The sequence below is a fragment of the Hydrogenimonas urashimensis genome (assembly GCF_016593255.1).
Classification (GTDB): domain Bacteria; phylum Campylobacterota; class Campylobacteria; order Campylobacterales; family Hydrogenimonadaceae; genus Hydrogenimonas; species Hydrogenimonas urashimensis.
Genome location: NZ_AP023212.1, coordinates 920777 through 947367, shown reverse-complemented (window position 1 = coordinate 947367; position 26591 = coordinate 920777). Strand labels below are relative to the sequence as shown.

The following is a 26591-nucleotide window of genomic DNA, read 5'->3' as shown; positions in this document are numbered from 1 at the left end:
GGCCTTATGAATGTCTTACGATTTTGGCAGGAATGCCATATGCTATGGCATCTGCTGGAATCGATTTTGTTACGACTGAACCGCCACCGATAAAAGTATTGTCTCCTATCGATACGCGATTGAAAATATTCGAGCCCATACCTATAATGACATTGCCGCCAATGGAACAAAACCCTGCGATGTTGCTTCCCATGAGTATCGAACTGAAAGCTTTGATGCGGGAGTGATGTGCCACAACGGTTTTTGTAAATACCGATACGAATTTTTCAAGTTCTACATAATGTTCTATGATGGATCCTCCGGTCAACAGTACCGGTTTTTCTATTTTTACACCGTGAGAAACATATGCGGTTTTGTGAATAACTGAGATATAGTTATATCTATCGATTCCAAAATGTTTATAGAAAAAATGGAATATTTTCCGTTTGGTAGAAGGGGCCATGCCGGATAAAATCAACTGTTCGTTTCCGTTGGGTTTCCAATCGTCATACCACAACTCTCTTACAGAAATCGATGGATGAATGAAATCCAACGCGGCATACTGATTTTCTTCCAGGGGTAGATTGTGAATAATGTCGACGAAGATTCTGGAGTTGTTTTTGTATTGACTATATAGACAATCCAATATATAGCCTATTGAAACTTTGCAAGCTCCCAAAATAGTGAATTTTTCAGTTTTCATTTTATAAAGATCTTGATATATTGTTGCATATTTTCCATCTTGTTTATCATTTCATCCTGTGATGAAAATCTCAAAATCACAATTCCAAGTTGCTGTTTTGCATTTTCATAGCGATTTACATTGTCACCTTCTTTTTTGAAAAGATGTTTTTCTACAATATTCTCTTCTATCTCCGAGTCGAATTGAATCTTCTGCAAAACCCCATTTTTTTCAGAATGAATGACATAATATGAAAAGTATTTGTCTGTCTCTCGCTTTTTCAATTCACACTGTATTCCAAGCGCTGCTTTGACTGTACATTCGATCAGATTGACTCCCGTGGCATAATGGGTGACCTCCGGAATGAGGTTGCCCCCATTGCGGGGTCCAACTTCGATAATGTAAAGATTGTCGTTTTGATCGAAAATAAATTCAAAATTCACCGCGCCGCTTTTGAGTTTGAGAAGATCAAACAATCTTTGAAACTCCCGATGGGCATATTCCAGTTTGCTTTTGTCATGAATTGAGGGAAAACTGGTACCAATGGGAATCAAAGGATTGCATGCATCATTGAAGTGTGCGTTTGTCCATGCTTTAAAAGCCAATTTCCCGTTTTCTATGAATCCATCGCCGCCGACTTGAAAGCCTTTGCGTTGAATGAACTCCTCAAGAATCACTTTTTTTTCTCTTGAAAATTGCATGGCATAATCAAATGCCTTTTTCAGTTCGGATTTACTGTCTATTTTGGTTACTCCCATGCTCCCTGCAGCATCTGTGGGCTTGATGATAAGCGGATAATTTATGGTATTTGCGAAAGCAGCCGCATCTTTGTAATTTGAGAATCCTTGTGACCGAGGAACATTGAAGCCATGTTTTTTAAGAAAAGAGCGGAAACGATCTTTTCGTGTCAAAGTCATAACCGATTCGTAAGGGTTGGAAGGGAGTCCGAGCCTGTTGGCTACATAAGATTGTGTGACAATATTGACATCGGAAGCGAAGGAAACGATAGCATCGATTTTTAACTTCGTTGCCAGTTGCAAAACAGCTTCTTTGTCAATGGTGCTGATATTGTAATATTCATTTGCCAAAGCATTTCCGGGATTTTCCGGCATGTAATCGCAGGTAATAATGTAATGACCCGCTTTTTTTGCATATTTTATGACGGGAAGTTGGGAAACAGATGCGCCAAGAAAAAGTATTTTTTTCTTCACCACCGAAAATCCTTCAGCATATATATTGTCAATTTTTTGTTAAACAAGCGAATACTCATTCAAAAATATTTTCAAGTCTTTTTTTGAATTGAACATCATAACGTCGATAATGGAAAGATTGGGAACGAATGAGTCGTTGAATTGTTTGTATTGGATGACATGGGTTTGAATAAAGTTCAATCGAATACCGTGCTTTGCAAACTTCTCTTTACTGTAAAGTTTTTGACCTCCGATTGCGTTGATGTAATGATCACCATTTAGACGGTGACATATATCGTAAATTCTTTCATCAAATTTTAGGGAATTGTCTTTTTCAATTTCGCTTGAATAGAGAAAATCGACCTCGATTTCCAGATATTTTGCTGTTTTCATCAAAGAATTTCCCAGAAACCTGCCAAGGTTTTTTTCCTTTTCAAGAAGGATGTCTTCCAAAAGTGGGAATACTTCTTTGAAAAAAGGCGCTTTTTTGTAGGCATTTTTAATGGTACTCAACAATTTCGGACCATTTTCACCCACCTCTATCTGGTTAATGAGCTTATTTTGGCTGGCCCCAAAAAGTTGAAGAGAAATTTTGAATGGCTGATTATTGAGTAATATGGAGTTTTTATTGATATATCCATTTTTAATATAGTTCAAATCATCCGCGATAACATAGGTGTCAACAGCCTCCATTAATTGATAATAACCGATATATGGAAAGAAGTATGGTTGCATTATGCCTATTTTCATGAAACTTCTCCTTCTGTTAACGTATCATAAAGAGTCGTACTGAAATAGCGCTCCGCTCTATCCGGAAGAACGGTGGCGATTCTCCAATCAGGATGATTTTTGGCAATTTGTCTGGCAGCCCATATATTGGCTCCGGATGATATCCCGCACAACAAAGAGTTACTGATTGCAATCTCTCTTGTCGTGTCTATCGCATCTTCATCCGTTACTTCAAGAATTTCATCGATCAAAGAGACATCGAGAATATCGGGAATAAATCCGTCACCAATGCCTTGAATGCTGTGTAAGCCTGGTTCGTGTCCCAGCAGGGCGGAGACATTTTTGGGTTCCACTGCCACAATTTTGATATTCGGGTTTTTTTCTTTAAGGAACGATGCGACACCTTGCAACGTACCCCCGCTGCCTATTCCCGAAACGAATGCATCTATTTTTCCTCCGGCTTGTTCCCAGAGTTCGGGAGCCGTGTGATTGTAATGAGCCAATGCGTTGTTTCTGTTTTTAAACTGTTGGGGCATGAAGGCTTGATATTTTTCCGCCAATTCTTCCGCTTTGGATACGGCTCCTGCGACATTCTCTTCATCCGGCGTGAGGACAAGGTGCCCGCCTAACATATGGATGATCTGTTTTCTCTCCTCGCTCATGCCCTCAGGCATGACGATATGCACTTCGTAACCTTTGGCGACGCCTACCAGGGTGATACCTATGCCTGTATTGCCACTTGTGGGTTCTACAATTTTCATGCCGGGTTTCAATATTCCTTCCCGTTCGGCCGCCTCGATCATAGCAAGAGCGACCCTGTCTTTGATGCTTCCGCCGGGATTTAGGAATTCTGCTTTGGCGACAATGTTTTCATTGCGAAATGAAATCAGAGGTGTGTTGCCAATCAGTTTAAGTATGTCAAAATTTTTTTCATTCATATAATCTCCTATTCCTGAACAATGTTTTCCGAACATGCCTGCTTGATAACCGATGCGATCTTTTCTATTGTCTCAAACTCAAGATCATGATAAAAAGGGAGACAAAGAACCCTGTCGGCAATATCTCGGGAAATTTTCATGGGTACAGGAACATCGATATAGGAGAGTGTGTCGAGTGAGGGAGAAAAGTAACGTTTGGAATTGATATCATTTTCCTTGAGTCTGTTATGGACATATTCTCTTTCTTCGGCAGATTTCAGCAGAATAGGAAAATAGCTGACACTCTGATTGGCATCGGGATTTTGTTTTTGGAACTTAACGTAACCGTCCAACTCTTTTTTATAATATTCCAAAACTTTTCGTCGACCATTGATAATCATATCGATATCATCAAGAATACATAAACCCATTGCCGCTTCGAATTCATTCATTTTTGCATTGGTGCCGGCGCCAATGATTTTTTCATCCGGGGTAATTCCGGAGTTTCTCAACAGTCGCGCTTTTTCTGCGATTTCGTCATTGTTGGTAACAATAGCTCCCCCCTCGATCGTATGAAACATTTTGGTGGCATGAAAGCTTATAGTGGAAATGTCGCCTCGTCCCAAGATGGATTTGTCCTTATAATTGACATCGAAAGCATGCGCCGCATCAAAGATCAATTTTAGATTGTGTTTTTTGGCAATATGCTCCAATCTATCCACTTCACATGCATTGCCATAAATGTGAACCGGCACGATTGCACTTGTTTTATCCGTTATGAGATTTTCAATATTTTCCGGATCGATATTGAATGTTTCCGGATCGATGTCTGCAAAAACCGGCTTTAAGCAACTGTAAACGATGGAATTGGTCGTTGCAATAAAACTGAAAGGAGAGGTGATAACTTCGTTTTCCAACGCCAGAACTCTGTATGACAGTTCCAAAGCCATTGTGCCATTGGCCACCAGGATGACATTTTTGACTCCAAAATAATTTTCCAACCGTTCTTCCAGCATTCTTACCAAAGGACCATTGTTGGTCAACCAACCACTTTCATAGATTTTGTCCACATAGGAGTTGTATTTTTCTCTATCTGGATAATACACTTTCGTAACACGGACCATTTTTTTCCTTTTTTAATCTTTAATCGATTCTTGCGTGCAATACTTTTTTTGTAAGCTCTATAATTCGTTCCACATCTTCCAAATCCAAAGATGGATAGATTGGCAAACAGAGGATGCGCTTTGCAATATCTCTGGATATGTTCATTTCGATGGCCGAATCCATATAAGGAATTGTATCCAACGAAGGATGGAAATATCTTCTACATATAATTCCTTTTTCTTCAAGTGATTTTTGTACAAGAAACATCTCCCTCTCGTTTTTTAATAGAATGGGAAAATAGCTGTAATTTTGTGTGGCCTTTGGATTTTGCGACTGAAATTCGACAAAACCTTCGAGCTTTTGCTTATAGGTATCGTGAATTTTTTTACGTCGTTGAATAATGATATCAATATCATCCAATACACAGAGTCCCATTGCCGCTGAAAATTCATTCATTTTTCCATTAATACCTACGGTTTTTATGGTATCGGGGCAGTCAATACCGAAGTTTTTTATAATGCGTATCTCTTTTGCCAACGTGTCGTCATTGGTGACAATGGCTCCTCCCTCAATCGTATGAAACATTTTGGTGGCATGAAAACTCAGTATCGAAATGTCACCAAAATTGAGTATGCTGTTTTCCCCATACCGAACGCCAAATGCATGGGCGGCATCGTAAATGATTTTCAAATTATGTTTTTTCGCTATTGTTTCAATAGATTCCACATCACATGCATTTCCGAAAACATGAACGGGAACAATGGCGGTTGTGCGATCTGTGATCAGAGGTTCAATATTCGCAGGGTCCAGATTGAATGTTTCGGGATCGATGTCGGCATAAATCGGTTTGAGACCAGCATGAACCAGTGAATTTGTCGTTGCTACAAAGGTGAAAGGGGTCGTGATAACTTCTCCTTTCAAATGCAGTGCGGTATAGGCTATATCAAGGGCCATGGTGCCATTGGCAGTGAGAATAACATGCTTGACGCCCAAATATGCTTTTAACCGCTCTTCCAGCCTATGGACGAGAGGCCCATTGTTGGTGAGATATCCGGAATCATAAATTGATTGAATATACGAATATAGTTTTTCGATATCGGGAAGATAAGGGCTGGTTACATTAATCATTGTATTTGTCCAGATACCACTTGATCGTCTTGAGAATGCCCGTCTCGAAATTCTCGTCCGCTTTCCATCCCAGTTCGTTCTCGATCTTCGTGGCGTCGATGGCGTAGCGCCGGTCGTGGCCCGGACGGTCCTGCACGAAGGTGATGAGCTCTTTGTAGGAACGCAATCGGGAATGGCGGGATTTCAATGTCGGATTGCTTAGGATGGGATAAAGCTCGTCGAGAATTTCGCAGATCTTGTTGGCGATGTAAAGGTTGTCCCGCTCGTTCCGCCCGCCGATGTTGTAGGTTTCGCCCGACCTGCCCTTGTGAAAGGCCAGATCGATTCCCTTGCAGTGATCAAGAACGTAGAGCCAGTCGCGGATATTCTTTCCGTCGCCGTAGATCGGAATGGGATGGCCATGTATAGCGTTTCGGATGATGGTCGGAATCAGCTTTTCGTCATGCTGTTTGGGGCCGTAGTTGTTGGAGCAGTTGGTAATGACGGTGTTAAGCCCGTAGGTGTGATGATAGCTTCTGACCACCATGTCGCTGGAGGCCTTGGAAGCGGAGTAGGGCGAATTGGGGGCATAGGGTGTCTCTTCGGTAAAAAGGCCCGTCTCTCCCAACGTGCCGTAAACTTCGTCGGTGGAGATGTGGTGAAAACGGCACTCTTTGTAGGCTTCCTTGTAGGAAAAGGGTGCTTCCATCCAGTGCTTGTAGGCCACGTCCAGCAGCGTGAAAGTGCCGTTGACGTTGGTTTCGATGAATACCCCGGGGTTCTTGATCGAGTTGTCCACATGCGATTCGGCCGCAAAGTGGATAACGCCCTGGATGTCGAAGCTATCGAAAATGTATTCGACCAGTTCCCGGTTGCCGATGTTGCCGTGGACGAAATGGTAACGGGGATGGCCCTCCACCTCTTTGAGGTTGTCCGGGTCGCCGGCGTAGGTGAGCAGGTCGAGGTTGATCAGACGGTAGTCGGGATACTTCTGCAGAAAGTAGGGGACGAAATTGGAGCCGATGAATCCGGCACATCCTGTCACGAGAATCGATTTCATAGAGCACCTGCCATTTCCAGCATATACTGGCCGTACTCGGTCTTTTTGTAAGGTTCGGCCAATTTGATAAGCTGTTCGTCGTCTATCCACCCTTTGTAGTGGGCGATCTCTTCGATGCAGGCCACTTTGTACCCCTGGCGATGCTCGATGGTCTGGATGAACTGTCCCGCCTCGGCGAGGCTGGCGTGCGTGCCCGTATCGAGCCAGGCGTAGCCGCGTCCAAGAAGCTGGACCTCCAGTTTGCCGCGCCTGAGGTACTCCTGGTTGACGGAGGTGATCTCCAGCTCCCCTCGATCGGAAGGTTTGACGTTTTTAGCGATTTCGATGACGTCGTTGTCGTAGAAATAGAGCCCGGTAACGGCGAAATTGCTTTTGGGATGCCTGGGTTTCTCCTCGATCGAAAGAACCTTGAGGTTTTTGTCGAATTCGACGACCCCGAAGCGTTCCGGATCTTTGACCTGGTAGCCGAAAATGGTGGCTCCCTCTTTGTTCCGGGCGGCGCGTTCGAGGATCGGTGTCAGTCCGGGGCCGTAGAAGATGTTGTCGCCAAGAATCAGCGATACATTGTCGTTACCGATGAACTCCTCCCCGATGATGAAAGCCTCCGCCAGACCGTTGGGACGCTCCTGCACGGCGTAGCTGAAACGCATGCCTATATGTGCGCCGTCACCAAGAAGTTCTTCGAAACGCGGCAGATCCGCAGGTGTGGATATGATCAGTATCTCTTTGATACCGGCCAGCATCAGGACCGAAAGCGGATAGTAGATCATCGGTTTGTCGTAGATGGGCAGTAACTGCTTGGATACCGCTTTGGTAATCGGATAAAGGCGTGTACCGCTGCCACCTGCTAGAATGATGCCTTTCAAATAAGCCTCCTTGAGGGTTTTAAAGATACTTTTTCGATAATAATCGATGGAATGACAAAAATATTAAATTTTTGATTTGAACAATGTTCTTTTTCTCTCTTTTTTTCGCCGTTTTCTTCGCTGATCCAAGAGATTGAGAAAAATGAAAAACAGTATGCCGAAAAGCACCAGTGACAGAAAGTCATCGGCATCTCTCAATTGGTATCCGATCATCGTAAAGGCAATCTGTATGTATACGATCAGTATGACGGTATATGTTACATCTTCGTACCGGTTGAAAAGAATGTGGTGCATATGGTTTTTGTCGGCGCTGAAAGGGGACCTTCCCCGCTGAATGCGCCGTGTCATGACGACGAAAGTATCGAGAACGGGAATGGCCAGCATGAAAAGCACGGCCGTGGGCGCAATGTAATGGGTGGCTCTAACAGCCAGGACAGAGATGACAAAGCCCAGAGTCAGCGACCCGCTGTCGCCCATGAAGATTTTGGCCGGATGCCAGTTGAACAGCAAAAAAGCGGCCAGGGCCGGAATAAAGATGACAGAGAGCATCACCATCAAATTGTCATGATGGGTGTATCCTATCCACATGAAAGCCCCCAGCATGATAATGGAGACGGTGCCTGCCAGACCGTCCAGGCCATCAAGCAGATTGAGTGCGTTGGTAAAGCCTGCAATGGCAATGAACGTGAAAGGAAAAACCAACAAAGAGGGTAAAAAAATCTCATATCCAAGATATTTACCCACTCTTTCGATAGCGATGCCGTTGCTGTAAAGCAGAATCGATGCGATGAAGATAAAAAGAAATTTCATTTTGGGTGTTACACCCTTTCTGTCATCCAGAACACCACCCAGAAAAACGATGATAGTCGCAATATAGACCTGAAGATACCGGGAAAGATGGTTGTAATCAAACAATATCAAAATCAACGAAATAAACAGCGCGGCCGATACAAAGGCGATGCCTGCCCCTCTGGGTATGGGTTGTGTATGCATGCTTCGTTCATTAGGTATATCCACGAACCCCAGCTTTGGGGCGGTTTTAATGAAAAGAAGAATCAGAATAAAAGTAAAAATAAAAGTAAAAATTACCAAAAAAAGAATCATGGCGCGATTATAGCTTGTTTAATTTAAAATTAAATATAATCGGATTGTTCATTCGTGCGCTCCTGCGGCTCTGTTTGAATTTATGTTAAAAAGTTGTCACATATATCGACACAAAAGGGAAAATTTTAATGAATGAGAACGAATTTGAAGATTTGAAAAACAATCCGGCATTTATGATGGAACTGGCCAACAGGGAAGAGGCCGCCGTCAAAGCGAAAGATGTCGTCGGGATGTACGATGTGCTCGATACGTCGGTGATGCTGAACCTCTCTGCCGAGCGACTCGATCGCATCTACACGGAGATTCTGCAAACCGTTTTCGATCGGCTTGCCGACAAACTGACGAAAGAGGAGTTTTTCGATATCGGCCAGCCGGAGGATCTCTATACCCTGCGGGGCATCTACGAACACGGTATCGAGCGCTACAGCGAAAACGATTTCAAGGGGGCCAAGGAGATATTTCTGATCCTTCACTACACGGCGAACGATGAAACGCTCTCGGAGGCGATGATGCCCCACATCGCGGCGGCGGCATCCCAAATGAAATTTGACGATTTCATCGACGAACTGGTCGATACCAAAAACCCAAACGACAGCGAAACCTACGGCTTTTTCCTGACCAACTTCAAACCCTCCGTCGAAGGATTTTTGAAAGAGAAAAAAGATGTGCTCGAAAATGCGCTCAAAGAGTTGGAAACTTTGAAAAAGTGAGAAACAGGAAGTGAGAAGCAAGAAGCTGACAGAGCGCACCCCAACGTTCGTCCTTGTCCAAACAGCCCCTATGCCGGCAGCGAAAAAAAGATGAGAATCCATTTCATAGGCATCGGAGGCATCGGCATTTCGGCACTTGCCAAGTTCATGGCGGGGGAGGGGCATGCGATTTCGGGATCGGACATACGCCAGAGCGAGATCACCGACGAGCTGGCTCTCAAATACGGGGCGAAGATCACGATTCCCCATCACGGCGACGCGGTGGAGGGGGCCGATATGGTGATCCATTCGGCGGCGGTGCGAAAGAACAATCCCGAATATATCCGCGCGAAGGCGCTTGGGATCCCGCTTTATGCGAGAAAAGAGGCGTTGAAGTTCATTCTCAAAGACAAGAGAGTCTATGCCGTCGGCGGAGCACACGGCAAAAGCACCACGTCGGCGATGCTGGCCGAGCTTCTTCCGCAAACCAACGCACTGATCGGGGCTATCTCGAAAGTCTTCCACTCCAATGTACGAACGGCGGAAAACGACGAAGTGGTTTTCGAAGCGGACGAGAGCGATGCCAGTTTTCTCAACTGCAACCCCTACATGGCCATCGTCACCAATGTCGAACCGGAACACATGGAGTACTACGAATACAATCTTGAGCGTTTCTATGCGGCGTATGAGGAGTTTTTGCGCCTGGCGTCGGTGCGAGTGGTCAACGGGGAAGATCTTTTTCTCTCCGCCCTAAAGCTTGAGTCGATCAGGCTCTATCCAAGCCGTGATATCCGCGATATCGAATATGTGCTCATCGACGGGGAGCCCCATACACGGTTCAGGCTTAAAAATTTCGGGAGTTTCGATGTGTTCGGGCTGGGAGCGCATATCGCTCTGGATGCCTCTTTGGCTATTCTGGCGGCGCTGCATGAGGGCCAAAGCCCTGATGCCATTAGGGACAATCTGAAGCGTTACAAAGGGATCAAGAAGCGTTTCGACATCATCGAAAACAGTGAAAAGTGTGTCGTGATCGACGATTACGGCCATCACCCCACCGAAATCAGGGCGACGATGGACGCCTTGAAAGATTATGCCGCCATGCGCGGTTTCCGCAAAATCAGGGCGATATGGCAGCCTCACAAATACAGCCGTACCATGGACAACCTGCAGGGATTCGTCGAATGTTTCACCGATGTGGACGAACTGGTCATTCTGCCGATCTGGGCCGCCGGGGAGGTGGAGGTTCCCATCGATCTCAAAGGTGCCTTCGCGGGCTATGAGCTGACGATGGCCGAACGTGTCACAAAAGAGGGGGGCGTCGTGAAAATTCTCGACAAAAGCGGCCGCAGTATCAAGGAGTTTGACCACGATCTCATCGTGGCCTTCGGTGCCGGAGACATCACCTACCAGATCCGGGGTTTGAAGTGACGATTTTTGGGTGAGAAGGTGAGATGATCGGTCCGGTTTTTTTCTTTATCCGGGAATTATTGAGATGCGAAACCAAAAATTTTCCCTTTTTATATCCCTCCCGTCAGGCATGCAGCATCGATAACCTTTTCAAGGAAACACCTTGAAAAAAATCGAGTTTGCTATCGACCGGGGCGGGACTTTTACCGATTTGATCGCCCGTTATGAAGGGCGGTTTATCGTCAAAAAGGTTTTGAGCCGTTCGCCTTTTTATAAAGAGGCGTGCAGCCACGCCATCGGCGAAGTGATGCGTGAACTTTTTGGGGCGACAAAGCCGATCGACGCGGAACGGATCGGGTGGATACGCATGGGGACGACCATCGCGACCAATGCCCTGCTCGAGCGCAAAGGGGAGCCGACCGTGCTCGTGGTGACCCGTGGGTTCGGGGACCTGCTTGAGATCGGCGACCAGGCCCGGCCGGACATATTCGCCCTGGAGATCGAAAAGATCGCGCCTTTGTATGCGAAAGTCGTGGAGATCGACGAACGGGTTTTGCTGCGAGAAGGGGAGTTCGTCGTAGAAAAAGCGGTCGATGCCGATGAGGTTCGGCGAACGCTCTGGGGACTGCAGGAGAGGAACCTCGCGGTCTGCCTGATGCACGGCTACGGCTTTGTGGAACATGAGAAAAAGGTAGCGCAAATCGCCGAGACGATGGGGTTTTCGGTTGTCTGCAGCCACGAAACCGTGCCGCTGCCGGGTGCCGTGATCAGGGCGGAGACAACGCTGTGCGATGCCTACCTGACACCAAAACTGCAGGAGTATCTCGAAACTTTCGAGGCGGCTTTTCGCGGCGATATCCGCGCAAAGACACGGATGATGCAAAGCAGCGGCGCACTCAGTTCACTGGAAGATTTCCGGGGGTCACGGGCGCTTCTGAGCGGGCCGGCCGGAGGCGTGACGGCCCTGGCGTCGGTTTACGACGGCACACCGCTGATCGGCTTTGACATGGGCGGGACCAGCACCGACGTGTGCCGCTATGACGGAGAGACGGTACTACGCTACGAAGGCGAGACGGCCGGTGTGCGGGTCAGGGTGCCGCAGGTGGATCTGCACACGATAGCCAGTGGCGGGGGGAGCCGCCTCTTTTTCGAAAACGGTCTTTTCAAGGTGGGACCGCAGAGCAGCGGAGCCGATCCGGGGCCTCTGTGTTACGGGCGCGGGGGATATCTGAGCATTACCGATGCCAATCTGGTAACAGGGCGTCTGGATGCGCAGAGTTTTCCGAAAATATTCGGCCCAAACGGCGATGCGCCGCTGGATATCGCCGCGAGCCGCCGGGGATTCGAACCGATCGCCGAGGCGCTGGGAACGAGTGTCGAAGCGGTCGCCGAGGGTTTTTTGGATGTGGCCAATGAGCAGATGGCCTCCGCCATCAAAGAGGTGACCCTCAAGAAAGGATTCGACCCGGCCGACCACCGCCTCTGCGCTTTCGGCGGCGCGGGCGGACAGCACGCCGCGGCCGTGGCGGCGAAGCTGGGCATACGGACGGTTTTGATCCATCGCTACGGGGGTATCCTCTCGGCCTACGGCATGGCGCTGGCTTCTGAGAGCGTCGATGCGATGCGGCTTGTGGAAAAGCCCCTCGAGGCGTGTGACGCCGCTTTGTTTGAACCGCTCAAAAGAGAATTGGCCGCCAAAACCCGGGGGCGCGATACGCGGTTTTCCTACAGGGCGCTGGTCAAATACGACGGAACGGAGCAGGCGATCGAAGTGCCTTTCAAAAAGGCGAAGGAGGCGTTCGAGGAGCGGCATGAACGGGAATTTGGTTTTCTGATGCCCGAGCGCAGGCTCATCGTGGAGTCGGTACGACTGGTGGCGACCGTCGTGTCGAAAGGATGGGAGCGCCCGGCCGTGCCGCCGCAAAAAGGTGAGCCAAGGGCCACGGGGCGGGTGCGAATCTATCTTCGCGGCGGATGGCACGATGCTTGGGTGTACGACCTGTCGCAACTGGGTGCGGGTGCCACCATCGAAGGGCCGGCCCTCCTGATACAGGAGACTTCCACGATCGTGCTCGAGCCCGAATGCCGTGCTGCCGTCAACGCAGTCGGTGATGTGGTGATGGACATCGCCGCGGTCCGAAACGACAAGACGTCGCTTGCCGCGGTGCGCCGATCGCTCTTTTCCAACCGTTTCGGCTTCATCGCCGCGCGGATGGGGGATATGCTGCAAAAAAGCGCCGTCTCCACCAATATTCGCGAACGGCTCGACTTCTCCTGTGCCATTTTCGACGCGGCGGGCAACCTGGTGGCCAACGCCCCCCATATCCCGGTGCATCTGGGCTCCATGAGCAGTGTGGTAAAAGCGCTGATACAAAAACACGGATCCTTCGAAGCGGGGGTCACCTACATCACCAACGCCCCTTTCGAGGGCGGCTCCCACCTGCCCGATATCACCCTCGCCACGCCCTGTGTGAAAGATGGAAAGGTACTCTTCTGGGTCGCCAGCCGGGGCCATCACGCCGACATCGGCGGCAAAGTGCCGGGGTCGATGCCCCCCTTTTCGGCGACACTTGAGGAGGAGGGGGCGCTTTTTACAAGCTTTCCGCTCATCGAAAAGGGGCGTTTCGACGAGACGCGGGTCATCGAAACGCTCCAAAGGGCGGGGGGGCGGAACATCGCGGACAACCTGAGCGACCTGCGGGCCCAGGCAGCGGCCAACCGAGAAGGCATAGAGGGGGTGCTCGCCCTGATGCGCCAGAGCGGGCGGGATGCCATACTGGAGTATATGGCCGATATCCAGCGAATCAGCGAGGAAGCGGTGCGCCGCTTTTTCAGGAGGTATGCTGGACAAAGACGCGAGGCCGCGGACCGGCTGGATGGGGGCAGCGAGATCGCTCTGACGGTGACGTTCGACAAGGAGGGCGGGGCGGTGTTCGACTTCACGGGCAGCGGCCTGGAGATGTGGGGCAATCAGAATACGCCGCCCGCGGTCGTTCGCTCCTCGCTCATATACGCCCTGCGGGCGATGCTGCGGGAGGATCTTCCCCTCAACGAAGGGCTCATCGCGCCGGTGGAGATGGTTCTGCCCGAAGGCTCGCTTCTAAATCCCTCGCCTTCGGCGGCGGTGGCGGGCGGCAACGTGACCACAAGCCAGCGCATCGTCGATGTGGTGCTGGGGCTTTTCGGCGAGGCGGCGGCGAGCCAGGGATGCATGAACAACGTCACGTTCGGCAATGAGCGCTTCGGCTATTACGAAACGATCGCCGGCGGCGCGGGAGCGACGCCCAACGCCCCGGGGGCGGATGCCGTGCACACCCACATGACCAACACGCGAATTACCGACATCGAGATACTGGAGCGACGTTTCCCCGTGGCGGTGGAGCGGTTCGCCGTGCGCCGCGGTTCGGGTGGTGCCGGGCGCCACCGGGGCGGAGACGGTGTGGTGAGGATTTACCGCTTTTTCGAGCCCATGGCGTTTTCGATTCTCAGCGAACGGCGCGTTTTCGCCCCTTTCGGGCTGGCCGGCGGGGAAGCGGGTGCCAGGGGGCGCAACATTCTGATTCGAGCAAACCGAGTGTACGACCTGGGAGCGAAGGTGCAGCTGCAGGTGGAAAAAGGCGATAGAATACGCATAGAGACACCCGGCGGCGGCGGATATGGTTCAAGAATTTGAAATAAGAAAGCCCGAAGGTTGGCAGGCAAAAAAGTGCGGGCATTGGCTCGCCTGCTTGGCGCCGATGTGCGGTGCAATTGAAAAACAGGGGTTTTATGAGAGATAAACTGATCAAACAGCTGGATCTGACAGGGTACATCGAGCGGTTCGAGGGGCTGCTGGCGCGGCCCAAACCGCTCTTTATCGAGGGGGACAGAAGCCTCCATTTTCGCTTTATCCGGGCGCTGGAGGAGGTGGAGTTCAAGGCGCCGCCGAAGGTGCGCGACTGCAAGGATATGTGGATGCGTCTGGGCAAGCAGGCGGTGCTGGGGCTCGAGGAGATCTACGAAGTCGTCAAGATCGTACGCTATTTCATGTATCTCAAAAATCTGCGCATCGAGAATGTGCTGGGAGAGTGGCTTGCGCAGATCGAGATTCCCGCCCCGATCGTCGATCTGTCGAAAATGTTCGACGCGAAAGGAAACCTCGAAGAGCATGTGGACGAGAGGCTCGCGTCGCTCAAGGCGGCCAAGCGACAAAACCGGGAAGCGATCCGCCAGACGCTTTCTCGAATGCTCAACAGCGCGAAACTTTCGCCCTATCTGGTGGACCGGCAGATCCACTACGTCAACGACGAGGAGGCGCTGCTGGTGCGGGGCGGGTTCAACCATGTCATGAAAGCCACGGTCATCGGCCGGACGACGGCGGGATTTTTCTATGTCATTCCCGAGTCGATCGCCAAGCTCAAGGAGAAGGAGGCGGGCATTGTCAGCCGCCTGGAGGAGGTCTACTACGACATCGCCAAGAAAACGAGCCGGATGCTGGGCGAATGGCTGAAATTCCTGAAATTCATTGATGCCGCGTTCGATCGGTTCGACCATTACCAGGCGCGGATGCAGATGGCGAGGCTGGAGGACCTGAATTTCGTGATGCCCGACCGCGGCGAAGCGATACGACTCGCCGACTTCGCCCATCCGGCGCTGAGCCATCCCAGACCCGTTTCGATCGATTTTACGAAAGATGTCCTGATGATCACCGGCGTCAACGCGGGCGGCAAGACGATGCTGCTCAAATCGATTCTGGCCGCGGCGTGGCTGTCGAAGTACCTGCTGCCCATGAAGTGCGATGCCAAAAAGACGTACATCGGCAGCTTCAAAAAGATCGAAGCGATCATTGAAGATCCCCAGAATGTCAGAAACGACATCTCCACCTTCGCCGGACGGATGCGGGAGTTTTCGCGGCTCTTTTCCCAAAGTCACGTGCTGGTGGGAGTCGACGAGATCGAGCTTGGGACCGACAGCGACGAAGCGGCCTCGCTTTTTAAGGTGATGATCGAGGAACTGGTGAAACGGCATGTCAAAATCGTCATCACGACCCATCACAAAAGGCTGGCAGCGATGATGGCGGGGAACGAGAGGGTGGAACTGGTGGCCGCTGTCTACGACGAGAAGAACCAGGTGCCGACCTATACTTTTCTGCAGGGAATCATCGGCAAGAGCTACGCTTTCGAGACGGCGGAGCGCTACGGCGTGCCCAGGAACATCGTGCAGAAGGCGAGAGTCGAGTACGGCGAAGACAAGGAGCGGCTCAACGAACTCATCGAACGCTCCAGCACCCTTGAAAGAGAGCTTCACGAAAAACGGCGGCAACTCGAGCACAGGATCGAAGCGCTGGAGCGGGAGAAAGCACGCTACAAGGAGCTCAACGATACGCTGGAGAGCGAACTCTACGCCAAGAAGCGGGAGTTGGAGGCGATCTACGCCGAAGCGACGAAGCAGGTGAGAATGGCGCTGAAAGCCAAAGACGAAAAATCGATCCATCGCCAGCTCAACCGGGCCCACAAAACGGTGCAGAAGGCGAAGATCGAGGCGCCGAAAAGGCTGGAGAGCTTCGCCGTCGGCGACCGGGTGAAATACCGCAAAAACCGGGGCACGATCATCGCGCTCAAAGCCAAAGAGGCGACGATCGAAGTGGAAGGAATAAAAATGCGGGTGCCGCTGAGCGAATTGAAACGCTCGGGCAACCCCCCGAAAGCGCCGAAGAAAAAAACGGTCTCCGTGACGCTGGAGCGCTCCAAAGCAACAGCGGGCGTCAAGCTGGATCTGCACGGGCTCAGAGCGGAAGAGGCGATCGAGAAACTGGACAAATTCATCTCGGACGCGCTGCTGGCGGGATTTGATGAAGTGCTGGTCTATCACGGCATCGGGACCAGGAAACTGGCCCACGCGGTCCGCACCTTTCTCAAAGAGCATCCCAGCGTCAAAGGTTTCCACGACGCGCCGCCGCACATGGGGGGATTCGGCGCGACGGTCGTCGAGCTTTAAAAAACGATTCGGTCTCTTCCCGACTTTTTCGCTTCGTAGAGCTTCTCGTCGGCCCTTTTGAGCAGTCTCTCCAGCTCGTAGCCGCTCTCTTCGGTGTCGGTGATGCCTCCGCTGAAAGAGAAACAGATTCTCTTGCCATCCTTTTCGAGACAGCCGTTTTCCTTTACCGAATACCTCAGCCGTTCGGCCATCTTGACGGCATCCTCTTTGATCGTGTAGGGCAAAATGACAAGAAACTCTTCGCCGCCCAGTCTGAAGGCCATGTCGCTCTCCCGCAGATTGGCGATGACAATGTGGGCGAAGCGCTGCAGTATTTCATCCCCCACATCATGGCCGTAGGTATCGTTGATCCTTTTGAAAAAATCGATATCGAGATAACAGAATGAGAGGGAATGGCCGTGTCGCTGGCCTTTGGCGAGCTCCTTCGCCGCGGCCTCTTCGAGGTAGTACCGATTGTATAGACCGGTGAGTTTGTCGGTAATTGCCATGGCGTAGGCGAGGGTTTTCTCTTTTTCGATCAGATGAGCCTCGGCTTCGTGTTTGGCGATGATGTCGACGGCGATTTCAAATTTTTGAAGCATTTCCATCATTTCATCGGAGCGTTCAAATGAGCGATCGAGTACGAACATCCCGATACCGAAGATGCGATTTTGCATATCGTGAAGCGGAAAAGTGTAGAGAGTTTTCGGTGCCTCGAGCGGAAGACACTGGATGGTTTCACTGTCGATGAAGGCGCGAGTCCGTGCATGGAAAGTCGGGTGGAATTTTTCGAGGATGTCACTTTTTTTCTGCTTGCAGGGCTGCATCTTGCGACTGTTTGAATCGAGTTTGACGAAATAGCTGTCGTCGATCAGAACGAGAGAGAAGATTCTCTCGATCGGAAATACTTGTCGCATCGAGGCGAGAATGCGCTGGGTATCGGAGTGGAAACTTTCGAAGAAAGCCGCCGTTTCGAAAACCTTCGGCAAAACGGCGTTGACTTTCGTCATCAGTCCGATCTTTCTGGTCCCGCCGAATTCCAGATAGAGGCCGCATCGCAGTGTTCGCAGTTTTTGGATGATGGGTCCGATCTGTTCTTTGGTAATGATCGAGCCGTGCTGGGGAGCGATCATGTTGATCGGTTCGCATTTGAGGATATTGTCGAGGCCGTGGTTGACGATTTCAGAAGCCGGCATATAGTGGGTATGGAAAGGTTCCATCTGCCTGAAATAGGAGTCGGCGTCTTTGGCAAACAGCGAAAAGCTTTCCGTCAGGGCGCCGAAAATGTCACTGGAGAAGAGAATGCCGCTTTTTGTGTCGTAGGTGCAGAAGGCTCCCGGAAAATGCATATAGGGCGTAAACACGAATTCCAATAGGCGATCTTTCGTGCTGAGCCGCCAGTTTTTCGCCTGCACTTCGTAGTACTCGATCCCCCAGTCGTAATGATCGAGAAGTTCGGCCGCCCGCCAATGGGTGACAAGATAGCGGTTTTGCGTTCCGATCTCGGCCAGCAGATCTGCGATGCCGGAGGTGATGTCGGGGTCCTGGTGGTGGCAGATGATGTATTTTATGTTTTCCAGCGGCATGATCTCTTGAATCTTGCGTCGGGTGTGTGGCCATGTCAGTTTCGACCCCGGATCGATTAGAATACTCTCTTCTTCGTTTTCGATCAGGTAGACATGGCACTGGAAAATATCGTTTTCGAGAACATGCCCGACCCACCAGACAGCGGGAGCGATTTCGATCGCTTTTGTAAAATCGTACTCTTTTTCTTTTGACAATTTTGTTAGGGTTGCCATGTGTCACAATAGCATAAATTTTTGGATAACAGACTTAGCGACATAAAAGAATAATCGTCGTAAACTTAAATGCCTTGGAACAGCAAGGGAACAACCCGGCAGACTCCGAGCCGTCTGAATCGGGATTTGACAAAACGATGGAAAAGAGATGCCGAAAATTTTCAAAACTTTTCTAAAACGCATCGAAGCGCTGTTTTCCGAATCCGAAACACTGCATCAGTTTTTGCGCGAACAAGTACTTGTGACGCTCTGCACCAAAGTTCCCATCACGATGGGGGCGACGATTATCGTGGCGAGCAGCCTTCTGCTTTTTCTGTGGCCCTATGCGGACCATCTTTTTCTGGGCACCTGGTATGTGCTGGTCCTCGTTCTTTCGCTGGAGCGGGTCTATTACGCCCTGAAAGGGTGCCGGTACGGCGACCGTTCCCTCGAGGCACGGTATCAGCGCTTCAGGGTGGAGGCGGTGACCATGGCGTTTCTGTGGGCGGTAGCCGCTTTTGTTTTCTATCCGGAGGGCCATTTGCAGTACGAACTGCTGCTGGGGATCATCGTGGCCGGCATGGCGGGTGGCGGGGCGATCACGCTGGCCATCGACAGAAAGATTGCCGACACCTACATCATCCTCGTTCTCTCGGCGTTCGCTTTGCGACTGATCATCTGCTGGGACGAACTGCATACCATTTTATTTTTGATGACATTCGTTTTCATGACCGTTTTTCTCGTGAGCACACGTCAGCTCAACAAAATTCTCGAAAAGGGGATCCGACAGCACGGCGAACTGGGAGAGCTGCGCCGAAGGCTCGATCTTATCGCCGACCAGGCACCCGTTGGCATACTCTATTTCGACACGAAATTCAACATAATCGACTGCAACAAGGCGCTGACCGAGCATATCGGCGTTCCGAAAGAGACGCTGCTGAAACTCAACCTGTTGCAATTGAAGGATCAGCGTCCCATCAGGAACATCCGGAAGGTGATCGAAGAGAAGAGGGTGATGCATTATGAAGGCCCTTTTATGGCGGCCCTTTCGGGAAGAGAGCTCTGGGTCTCCGCTGTCTATTCGCCCCTGCTCGACCAGTATGGCCGGTTGATCGGAGGATTGGCGGTCGTACAGGACAAAACGGCGGAACACGAAGCGATGGAGAGGGCGGAATTTCTGGCCTATCACGACACTTTGACCCATCTGCCCAACCGAAAACTGCTCGAAGACAGATACCGGCTCCAGATTGCCCAGGCTGCCCGAGGGAAGTATTTTTCGGCGCTTCTTTTCCTCGATCTCGACCGTTTCAAGCATATCAATGACACCTACGGCCACAATGTCGGCGATGAACTGCTCAAAGAGACAGCGGACCGTCTTCAAAAGATCATGCGCCAGAGCGATACCGTCTGTAGGCTCGGTGGAGACGAGTTCATCATTTTTCTGCCGATGATCTCAAAAGAGCTCAAAGAGAGTGTCGAGCATACATGGCAGGTGACCAAAAAGATTCACAAAGAGCTGGCGAAGCCCTACCTGATTGACCAGCACCAGCTCTACATCACGACCAGCATCGGGGCTGTCATGATCTATGGGATGGACGAACCGCTCGACGAGATTCTCAGGATCGCCGACATCGCGATGTATCATGCCAAAAAAAGGGGGCAGGGCGTCACCAGTTTCTACGAAGAGGAGATGGACAGGGAGCTGCGCCGCACGATCAAGCTGGAACACGACCTGCGGCACGCGATCGACCGGAAGGAGCTCTTTATCCAGTATCAGCCGATCATCGATATCGACAAGGAGCGAATCTACGGCGCGGAGGCGCTCCTTCGCTGGAAACAGCCCGACGGTACGGTCGTCATGCCCTCCGAGTTCATCCCGGTGGCGGAGGAGTCGAAGCTCATCCACCAGATCGGTCACTGGGTCATCGAGACGGTTTGCTCGAATCTGCGGTCGTGGCAGCGGGAGGGAGAGTTTCCTCTCTACTATATCAGCATCAATATCAGCTCAAAGCAGTTCAGGCATCAGGGATTTTACGACGAGGTGATGGCAATCATAAGCAAATACGCTATCGATCCGCGCCTGATAAAATTCGAAATTACAGAAAGCATACTGATGGAGGAGAGCGAAAGGACGAGAGAACTCATCGAAAAATTCAACAACGTGGGTATCGGATTTCTTATCGACGACTTCGGGACAGGCTACTCCTCGCTCTCCTATTTGAAGCGGTTCGAATTCGAGTCGATCAAGATCGACCAGTCATTCATCCGCGACATACTGACCGACGAGGACGATGTGGCACTTGTGAGGGCGATGGTCGATATCGCCCGGCAGTTCAAATACAGTGTCGTGGCGGAAGGGGTCGAAAGCGTCCAGCAGAAAAACCGTCTCAAAGCGATCGACGCAACGATATTCTGCCAGGGTTACTACTACAGCGCGCCGCTGGACGAGAAGGCGTTTTTGGAAAAAGTGCGTCGGTGCGAGGTCTGCTAGAACCTGATTTTGGAAGCGTCGATGAGAGGCGTTTTGGCCGTTTCCTGGCGGTTGTGGAGTGCGATGACAAGACGTTCGATGATCTCTTCGGGAGAGATTCTGTCTTCGCCTATCTCCATGATGGCCGCCTTGACATTGCCTTCGTGCACCTCTTTGGTGAAGAGTTTCAGGATGTTGGAGAAGGCGATTTTCCCCTTTTCGACAGGAGTGTTCGGATAGATGACGAAAAAGAGATTCTGATCCAAAGCCATGACCATGTCGGTTTTTCGGGTATTTCGCTCAAGCGTCAGAAGCATTTTGAGGGGGGCTTGAATCAGGAGGGCGCTCGAGGGCAGGCTGTAGCGTTCGAAGTCGTACAGCGCCATGTCGATGTAGTTCATGATCAGCGGCTTGACCTGCCTGAGCATCACTTTGAGGCGGGGATTTTTACGAATAATTTCATTCATGGACTACATTATAGCATCTCGTCAATGCATCGTTTGATGCGACGGACCGCCTCGAGGGTTCTTTCGGCGTTTTCGACCAGTGCGATGCGCACGAATCCCTGACCGATCCCTTCGCGTCCGAGGAAACTTCCGGGCAGCACCTTGACGTTGAAGTCGGCGTAGAGTTTTTTGGTGAACGCGAGTTCGTCCCCCACTTCCAGCCAGATATAGAAAGTCGCTTCGGGGATTTTTATTCCCAGAATCTCTTGGGCGATTTCGAAGTTCTCTTTGTACTTTTCCCGAAAAGCGATGACGTGTTCGTTGTCGCGCCATGCGGCGGCGGCCGCCATCTGCAGGGGAAGGGGGGAGGCGCATCCCACGTAGGTACGGTACCGCATGTATTCACGAAGTATCCCGTCGTCGCCCGCGACGAAACCGCTTCGCAGGCCCGGGGCGCTGGAGCGCTTTGAAACCGAGTTGATGACAAGGACGTTTTTGAACGTAGGATTGTCGGCCCGGATGGAAGCTTCGAGCAAAGAGGGCGGCGGCGTATGGGTATAGATTTCGCTGTAGCACTCGTCGTTGAGCAGGACAAAATCGTGCTTCAGCGCAAGGCGGACCCACTCCGCCATCGTGTCGACATCCATAACCGAAGCGGTGGGGTTGTTGGGAAAGTTGAGAATCACCAGGTCGCAGCCGGCGAGTTCCGGTTCACGGATAGGGGGCAGGAAACCGTTTTCCTTCGTCAGATGCAGATGAAGCACTTTCGCGCCGCTGGCGATGGCGGCCCCTTCGTAGATCTGGTAGAAAGGGTTGGTGTAGGCCATCATCGGATGGTCGACATCGGCGAGCAGGAACTGGGGAAAATTGAAAAGAAACTCCCGGGTTCCGAAAGTGGGGATAATTTGGGAGTCGTCCAGCTCGATATGGAAACGGTGCTTGAAGAAAACGCGCATCGCAGCCCGAAGTTCCGGTTCCCCCGATGTTTTCGGATATTTTTTCAGCAGGGGGGCATGTTCGCAGAGTGCCTCGGTGACGAATGCCGGGGTATTGAACTGCGGTTCGCCGATGGTCAGAACGATCGGCTCGTACGTGCCGTTGGGAGTGATCTCCTCCAGCAAAACGTTCAGTTTTTCGAAAGGATAGGTTTCAAATCGCAAGAAATATGCCTTTTTTGATACCTATTGTACAAAACATGCACGAAAAATGAGGTAAAATCAGTTGAAAGAAAACGTTTCAGAAATGAATGCGATCTTTGGAAGGAGATTCTTCATGTCAACCATCCATGTGGTTTGCCCACACTGTCACAAAGTCAACCGTATACCCGTCAAAGAGCACTATACCAAGGCCAACTGCGGCTATTGCAAAGGCTCTCTGCTCGACACCCATCCGGTCGAACTGACACCCGAAACCTTTGCGATCCATATCCAAAAAAGCGATATTCCCGTCGTCGTCGACTTCTGGGCACCCTGGTGCGGCCCCTGCCGGATGATGGCTCCCGCCTACGAAGAGGCTGCGGCGCAGTTTCCGCTCAAGGCGCAGTTTGCCAAAGTCAATACCGAGCAATATCAGCAGCTCGCGGCACCTTTCGGAATACGCGGCATTCCGACCATCATTGTCTTCAAAAACGGACAGGAGATGGAGCGTGTCAGCGGTGCGCTGCCTGCCCAGCAGATCGCCCAGCTGGTGGCGCGGCATCTGGGATAGGGGATGAAAAAGTTTGTGCTGATCCTTGCGCTGGTTATTTTCGCCTTCGCCATCGACTGGTCGGAAAGAAGTACCCAGGAACTGATCGCCGCTTTAAAATATGAAAAGAGCGGGAATATCCCGGTCATCCTGCACGAACTCAAAAAGCGGGAAGTGACGATGACGCCCGAGGAGAAGAGGGCATACGAAGAGGCGAAGAAAAAGATCGAAGATGCCGGCAAAAACTAAAAAAACCAGAATATTTCTTCTCGAAGATGACACCAACCTCGCCGAAACGGTGACCGATTTCCTCGAAGAGGAGGGGTTTGAGGTGGAGTGCGCCTACGACGGTGAAGAGGCGGAGGAGAAGCTCTACGAACAACGGTATGACCTGCTGCTTCTGGATGTCAATGTTCCCGGTATCAACGGATTCGAACTCCTCAAAGCCTCAAGGGAGCGGGGTGTCGATACGCCCGCGATTTTCATCACCTCTTTGAACGCGATCGAAAATCTGGAAGAGGGATACGAAAGCGGCGCGGACGACTACATCCGTAAACCTTTCGCCCTCAAGGAGCTGCTGCTGCGCATCGGGACGCTTCTGAAACGCAACTTCTCCCACAAACCGGCTCCCCGTATCGAAATCGCTCCGGGTATCAGTTACGACTCGGTTGGCAATACTCTCTACATCGACGACAAGCCTGCCAATCTTCAGCCCAAGGAGCTTGCGCTTTTGAAACTCTTTTTGACCCATCCCGGGGAGGTGATAGCCCACGAGACTTTTTACGATACGCTCTGGGGATACGACGAGACGCCGAGCGAGACAGCGCTTCGGACCTATATCAAGAACCTGCGCAAAACCATAGGGAAAGAGAAAATTGTCAGCATCAAACGCTACGGCTACAAGTATCTCCCATAACGAGCGGCGTACGCTGCTGCGTTTTCTGGGATTGTATGCCTTTTTGGCCCTTCTTATTCTCATTCTTGGCTCCACCATCTACTACAAACTCCAGAAGGACCTGATGCTGCAGACCAAGCGTCTGGAGCTGGAGGAGTACTCCAAAGAGCTGATAGACGGGCTGAAACTTCTGCATATCTATTTCGACCGCTACCGTACCTACCCCCGCAATCCGCTCTACCGCTCGGCCATCTACGATGCCGACAAGGTCCGGATATTTTCGACGCTGAAGCATCCGCGGGGGGTGGCGCTGGATCGGGTCATCTATACCACCGATCATGTCATCCACTACATCCATGTGCTCGACTCCTACTATCTTGGGGCCAAATATGTGGTGGTCGAGATCGACGACGACAGGCAATGGTTTCTTCAGACATGGAAAAACATCGTCTTCTACGGCGGGGCGATGCTGGCGGTGTTTCTGATGGCGGGTCTGGTGCTGGTCCGGCTCTTTCTCGCGCCCATGCGCAATGCCATACGGCTTCTGGACCGGTTCATCAAAGACACCACCCATGAGCTCAACACGCCCGTCAATGCCATATTGACAAATATCGAGATGATCGATGAGCAAAGGCTCGATGAATCGACCGCCAAAAAGATCAAGCGCATCGAGATCGGGGCGCGGACCATCAGCAACATCTACCAGGACCTGACCTACCTGGTGCTCCACCACAAAACAGCGTCCCAGAACCGGTACGTCGACATGGCGAAGCTCGTCCAAGAGCGTATCGACTACTTCCGCATCCTTTCGGAATCGAAAAAAATCGGCATCGAAACCGATATCCAGCCGGGCGTGAAACTCTTTATCGACGAAGGGAAGGCGGCGCGGCTGATCGACAATCTGCTCTCCAACGCCATCAAATACAACAGACGGGGCGGGGAAATTTTCGTCCGACTCCGCCCCGGAGAGCTGCTGGTGCAAGACAGCGGGATGGGAATGGAGAGCAAGGCGGTCAAAGAGGCTTTCAAACGCTACAAGCGGTTCGATACGAGCGTGGGCGGCTTTGGCATCGGTCTCAATATCGTGGCGATGATCGCCGGCGAGTACGGCCTGAAAATCGATATCGCGTCCAAAAAAGGAGAAGGGACAAAAGTGTGGGTGAGATGGCAAAACAGAGGCGAAAGGTGATTGGGGTGGCAGATTCAAAGATGAAGTCGGGATACGGAAAGCGTAAAGCGGAAACCCGAAAACGGAAAATTCGCCATCTTGTTTTGATCGCCCTGCTTCTGGAGGGTGCGTTTTTGGGGAGTATCCCCGCTCATGCAAACAAGGGATCGGTCTATCAGCGCAACTGCGTGGCGTGTCACAGGAGATTGCCGGTGTCGCTGGACAAATTCTTTTTCAACTATCTGCTGAAGTACAGCAGCGAGCGTCGTGTGAAGAGCGCGCTCTACCGATTTCTGAGATATCCGACCAAAAAGAAGGCGCTCGCCTCCGAAGAGCTGATTCGCCAGTATGGTCTGATGCCCAAAAGCGGTTTGAGTGATACGGATTTACGCAGCGCGATCGATATCTATTGGGAAACCTACAAAGTATTTGGGAAAATAAAATAGTTTGTGTTAGAATCTTTTTCACGATGACTCCACGATTGTTTTCTACAATGTGGGTATCAAAAGGGTGGCCCGGCGTACGGGGCATCCAATCAAAAGGAGGATATATGAAAAAATTGCTTACAGTGGTGGCAGCGGGATTCGTTGCAATGAGCCTGATGGCGACTTCTGCCAGCGCGGATGCTGCAAAAGGCCAAAAAGTTTACAGCAAAAAACTGAAAAATGCGTGTGGCTTCAACGGGGCGAAATTCGCGGCCAAACATTCCCAGGATGAGTGGGAAGAGCTCAAGGAAGAGGGCAAATTCGCCGATGAAATCAAAAAAATCTGCCCGAGAGTCAATATCGAATCGATCAAGAAGTATCTTGATGATCTGTACGATTTTGCATACGAGTATGCGAACGACAGCGGCAACGTTCCGGCCTGCTAAGGCAGAATCGGCAACATTCGTTAACGAAACGGCTTGACGATCGTCAAGCCGAAGCGATGAGAATTCGCTATAATCACATCACAAAAAAACAAAAGGAGATACGATGAAAAAAGTAACACTCGCACTGATGCTCGCAGGAGCGGCCAGCCTCGTAATGGCTGACGGAGCTGCACTGTTTAAAAAATGTGCCGGATGCCACGGTGCAAAAGGTGAGAAGAAAGCTCTCGGAAAATCTGCCGTAATCGGCGGAATGGATGCTGCGACTCTCGAAAGCGATATCAAAGGTTACCAGGCCGGTACGCTCAACAAGCACGGCATGGGTATGCTGATGAAAGGTCAGGTCGCAGGCTTGAACGAAGCTCAGATCAAAGAACTGGCTGCATACATTCACGGCCTGAAGTAAGACTTTCTTGCTCTTGACCTAACCAAAGCCGGGTGGCGCGCATTGCGCGGCCCGGTTTTTTTTATTTGTGTCCTTTTAATACAGC

Annotated in this window: 24 protein-coding genes; 12 read left to right on the top strand and 12 right to left on the bottom strand. The window is 50.9% G+C overall.

Going from position 1 to position 26591, the window contains the following annotated elements; genetic code table 11:
• Positions 1 to 4: 4 nt before the first annotated feature.
• The 9 genes from JMG82_RS04735 to JMG82_RS04695 all read right to left on the bottom strand — a co-directional run bounded on the left by JMG82_RS04735 (position 5) and on the right by JMG82_RS04695 (position 8627).
• Positions 5 to 682, bottom strand: coding sequence for an LbetaH domain-containing protein (locus tag JMG82_RS04735; protein ID WP_201353777.1), 678 nt, complete (start codon positions 680 to 682; stop codon positions 5 to 7).
• The gene (locus tag JMG82_RS04730) at positions 679 to 1872 is read right to left on the bottom strand and encodes an ATP-binding protein (RefSeq protein WP_201353776.1); all 1194 of its coding nucleotides are present in this window, start codon (positions 1870 to 1872) and stop codon (positions 679 to 681) included. Before JMG82_RS04730 ends, JMG82_RS04735 begins: the two co-directional genes overlap by 4 nt.
• 39 nt (positions 1873 to 1911) lie before the next feature.
• Positions 1912 to 2601, bottom strand: a complete 690-nt coding sequence (locus JMG82_RS04725; RefSeq protein WP_201353775.1) for a WbqC family protein — start codon at positions 2599 to 2601, stop codon at positions 1912 to 1914.
• Complete coding sequence (gene cysK, locus JMG82_RS04720; protein ID WP_201353774.1) at positions 2598 to 3518, bottom strand: cysteine synthase A; 921 nt, start codon at positions 3516 to 3518, stop codon at positions 2598 to 2600. The genes JMG82_RS04725 and cysK overlap by 4 nt, the downstream gene beginning before the upstream one ends.
• A gap of 8 nt (positions 3519 to 3526) precedes the next feature.
• Complete coding sequence (locus tag JMG82_RS04715; protein ID WP_201353773.1) at positions 3527 to 4621, bottom strand: DegT/DnrJ/EryC1/StrS family aminotransferase; 1095 nt, start codon at positions 4619 to 4621, stop codon at positions 3527 to 3529.
• A gap of 19 nt (positions 4622 to 4640) precedes the next feature.
• A complete protein-coding gene (locus JMG82_RS04710; protein ID WP_201353772.1) occupies positions 4641 to 5729 on the bottom strand; it encodes a DegT/DnrJ/EryC1/StrS family aminotransferase in 1089 nt (362 codons plus the stop codon).
• Positions 5722 to 6768: a dTDP-glucose 4,6-dehydratase gene (rfbB, locus tag JMG82_RS04705; RefSeq protein WP_201353771.1), complete on the bottom strand. Its 1047-nt coding sequence runs from the start codon at positions 6766 to 6768 to the stop codon at positions 5722 to 5724. The genes JMG82_RS04710 and rfbB overlap by 8 nt, the downstream gene beginning before the upstream one ends.
• The gene (gene rfbA / locus JMG82_RS04700) at positions 6765 to 7634 is read right to left on the bottom strand and encodes a glucose-1-phosphate thymidylyltransferase RfbA (protein WP_201353770.1); all 870 of its coding nucleotides are present in this window, start codon (positions 7632 to 7634) and stop codon (positions 6765 to 6767) included. The genes rfbB and rfbA overlap by 4 nt, the downstream gene beginning before the upstream one ends.
• 63 nt (positions 7635 to 7697) lie before the next feature.
• Positions 7698 to 8627: an MraY family glycosyltransferase gene (locus tag JMG82_RS04695; protein WP_201353769.1), complete on the bottom strand. Its 930-nt coding sequence runs from the start codon at positions 8625 to 8627 to the stop codon at positions 7698 to 7700.
• Positions 8628 to 8866: 239 nt separating this feature from the next.
• Between JMG82_RS04695 and JMG82_RS04690 the strand changes: the two genes are divergently transcribed.
• The 4 genes from JMG82_RS04690 (at position 8867) to JMG82_RS04675 (ending at position 16810) form a co-directional block, all read left to right on the top strand.
• Positions 8867 to 9448, top strand: coding sequence for a hypothetical protein (locus JMG82_RS04690; protein ID WP_201353768.1), 582 nt, complete (start codon positions 8867 to 8869; stop codon positions 9446 to 9448).
• A 90-nt stretch (positions 9449 to 9538) separates the two neighbouring features.
• Complete coding sequence (gene murC, locus JMG82_RS04685) at positions 9539 to 10855, top strand: UDP-N-acetylmuramate--L-alanine ligase (protein ID WP_201353767.1); 1317 nt, start codon at positions 9539 to 9541, stop codon at positions 10853 to 10855.
• Between the two features lie 142 nt (positions 10856 to 10997).
• Positions 10998 to 14507 (top strand): hydantoinase B/oxoprolinase family protein, encoded by a 3510-nt coding sequence (locus JMG82_RS04680; RefSeq protein ID WP_201353766.1) that lies wholly within the window; start codon positions 10998 to 11000, stop codon positions 14505 to 14507.
• Positions 14508 to 14602: 95 nt separating this feature from the next.
• Positions 14603 to 16810 carry an endonuclease MutS2 gene (locus JMG82_RS04675; protein WP_201353765.1) on the top strand — a complete coding sequence of 736 codons (2208 nt, stop codon included), beginning with the start codon at positions 14603 to 14605 and terminating at the stop codon, positions 16808 to 16810.
• Here JMG82_RS04675 and JMG82_RS04670 read toward each other — a convergent pair.
• Positions 16807 to 18588 (bottom strand): oxygen-binding di-iron domain-containing protein, encoded by a 1782-nt coding sequence (locus tag JMG82_RS04670; protein WP_201353764.1) that lies wholly within the window; start codon positions 18586 to 18588, stop codon positions 16807 to 16809. The genes JMG82_RS04675 and JMG82_RS04670 overlap by 4 nt on opposite strands.
• A 148-nt stretch (positions 18589 to 18736) precedes the next feature.
• Between JMG82_RS04670 and JMG82_RS04665 the strand changes: the two genes are divergently transcribed.
• The gene (locus tag JMG82_RS04665) at positions 18737 to 21058 is read left to right on the top strand and encodes a putative bifunctional diguanylate cyclase/phosphodiesterase (RefSeq protein WP_201353763.1); all 2322 of its coding nucleotides are present in this window, start codon (positions 18737 to 18739) and stop codon (positions 21056 to 21058) included.
• Here JMG82_RS04665 and JMG82_RS04660 read toward each other — a convergent pair.
• Positions 21055 to 21504, bottom strand: coding sequence for a hypothetical protein (locus tag JMG82_RS04660; protein WP_201353762.1), 450 nt, complete (start codon positions 21502 to 21504; stop codon positions 21055 to 21057). The genes JMG82_RS04665 and JMG82_RS04660 overlap by 4 nt on opposite strands.
• A gap of 8 nt (positions 21505 to 21512) precedes the next feature.
• Positions 21513 to 22643, bottom strand: coding sequence for a succinyldiaminopimelate transaminase (locus JMG82_RS04655; RefSeq protein ID WP_201353761.1), 1131 nt, complete (start codon positions 22641 to 22643; stop codon positions 21513 to 21515).
• 112 nt (positions 22644 to 22755) lie between these two features.
• On the opposite strand from JMG82_RS04655, the gene trxC reads away from it, so the two are divergent.
• From trxC to JMG82_RS04620, 7 genes are all read left to right on the top strand, one after another.
• Positions 22756 to 23190: a thioredoxin TrxC gene (gene trxC, locus JMG82_RS04650; RefSeq protein WP_201353760.1), complete on the top strand. Its 435-nt coding sequence runs from the start codon at positions 22756 to 22758 to the stop codon at positions 23188 to 23190.
• Positions 23191 to 23193: 3 nt separating this feature from the next.
• A complete protein-coding gene (locus JMG82_RS04645) occupies positions 23194 to 23418 on the top strand; it encodes a hypothetical protein (RefSeq protein ID WP_201353759.1) in 225 nt (74 codons plus the stop codon).
• Positions 23402 to 24085, top strand: a complete 684-nt coding sequence (locus tag JMG82_RS04640; RefSeq protein ID WP_201353758.1) for a response regulator transcription factor — start codon at positions 23402 to 23404, stop codon at positions 24083 to 24085. Before JMG82_RS04645 ends, JMG82_RS04640 begins: the two co-directional genes overlap by 17 nt.
• A complete protein-coding gene (locus JMG82_RS04635; protein ID WP_201353757.1) occupies positions 24045 to 25253 on the top strand; it encodes a sensor histidine kinase in 1209 nt (402 codons plus the stop codon). Before JMG82_RS04640 ends, JMG82_RS04635 begins: the two co-directional genes overlap by 41 nt.
• Before the next feature lie 5 nt (positions 25254 to 25258).
• Positions 25259 to 25678, top strand: a complete 420-nt coding sequence (locus JMG82_RS04630; protein WP_236579193.1) for a hypothetical protein — start codon at positions 25259 to 25261, stop codon at positions 25676 to 25678.
• A gap of 104 nt (positions 25679 to 25782) precedes the next feature.
• Positions 25783 to 26103: a cytochrome C gene (locus tag JMG82_RS04625; protein ID WP_201353756.1), complete on the top strand. Its 321-nt coding sequence runs from the start codon at positions 25783 to 25785 to the stop codon at positions 26101 to 26103.
• 103 nt (positions 26104 to 26206) lie between these two features.
• Positions 26207 to 26506: a c-type cytochrome gene (locus tag JMG82_RS04620; RefSeq protein WP_201353755.1), complete on the top strand. Its 300-nt coding sequence runs from the start codon at positions 26207 to 26209 to the stop codon at positions 26504 to 26506.
• Positions 26507 to 26591: the final 85 nt, after the last annotated feature.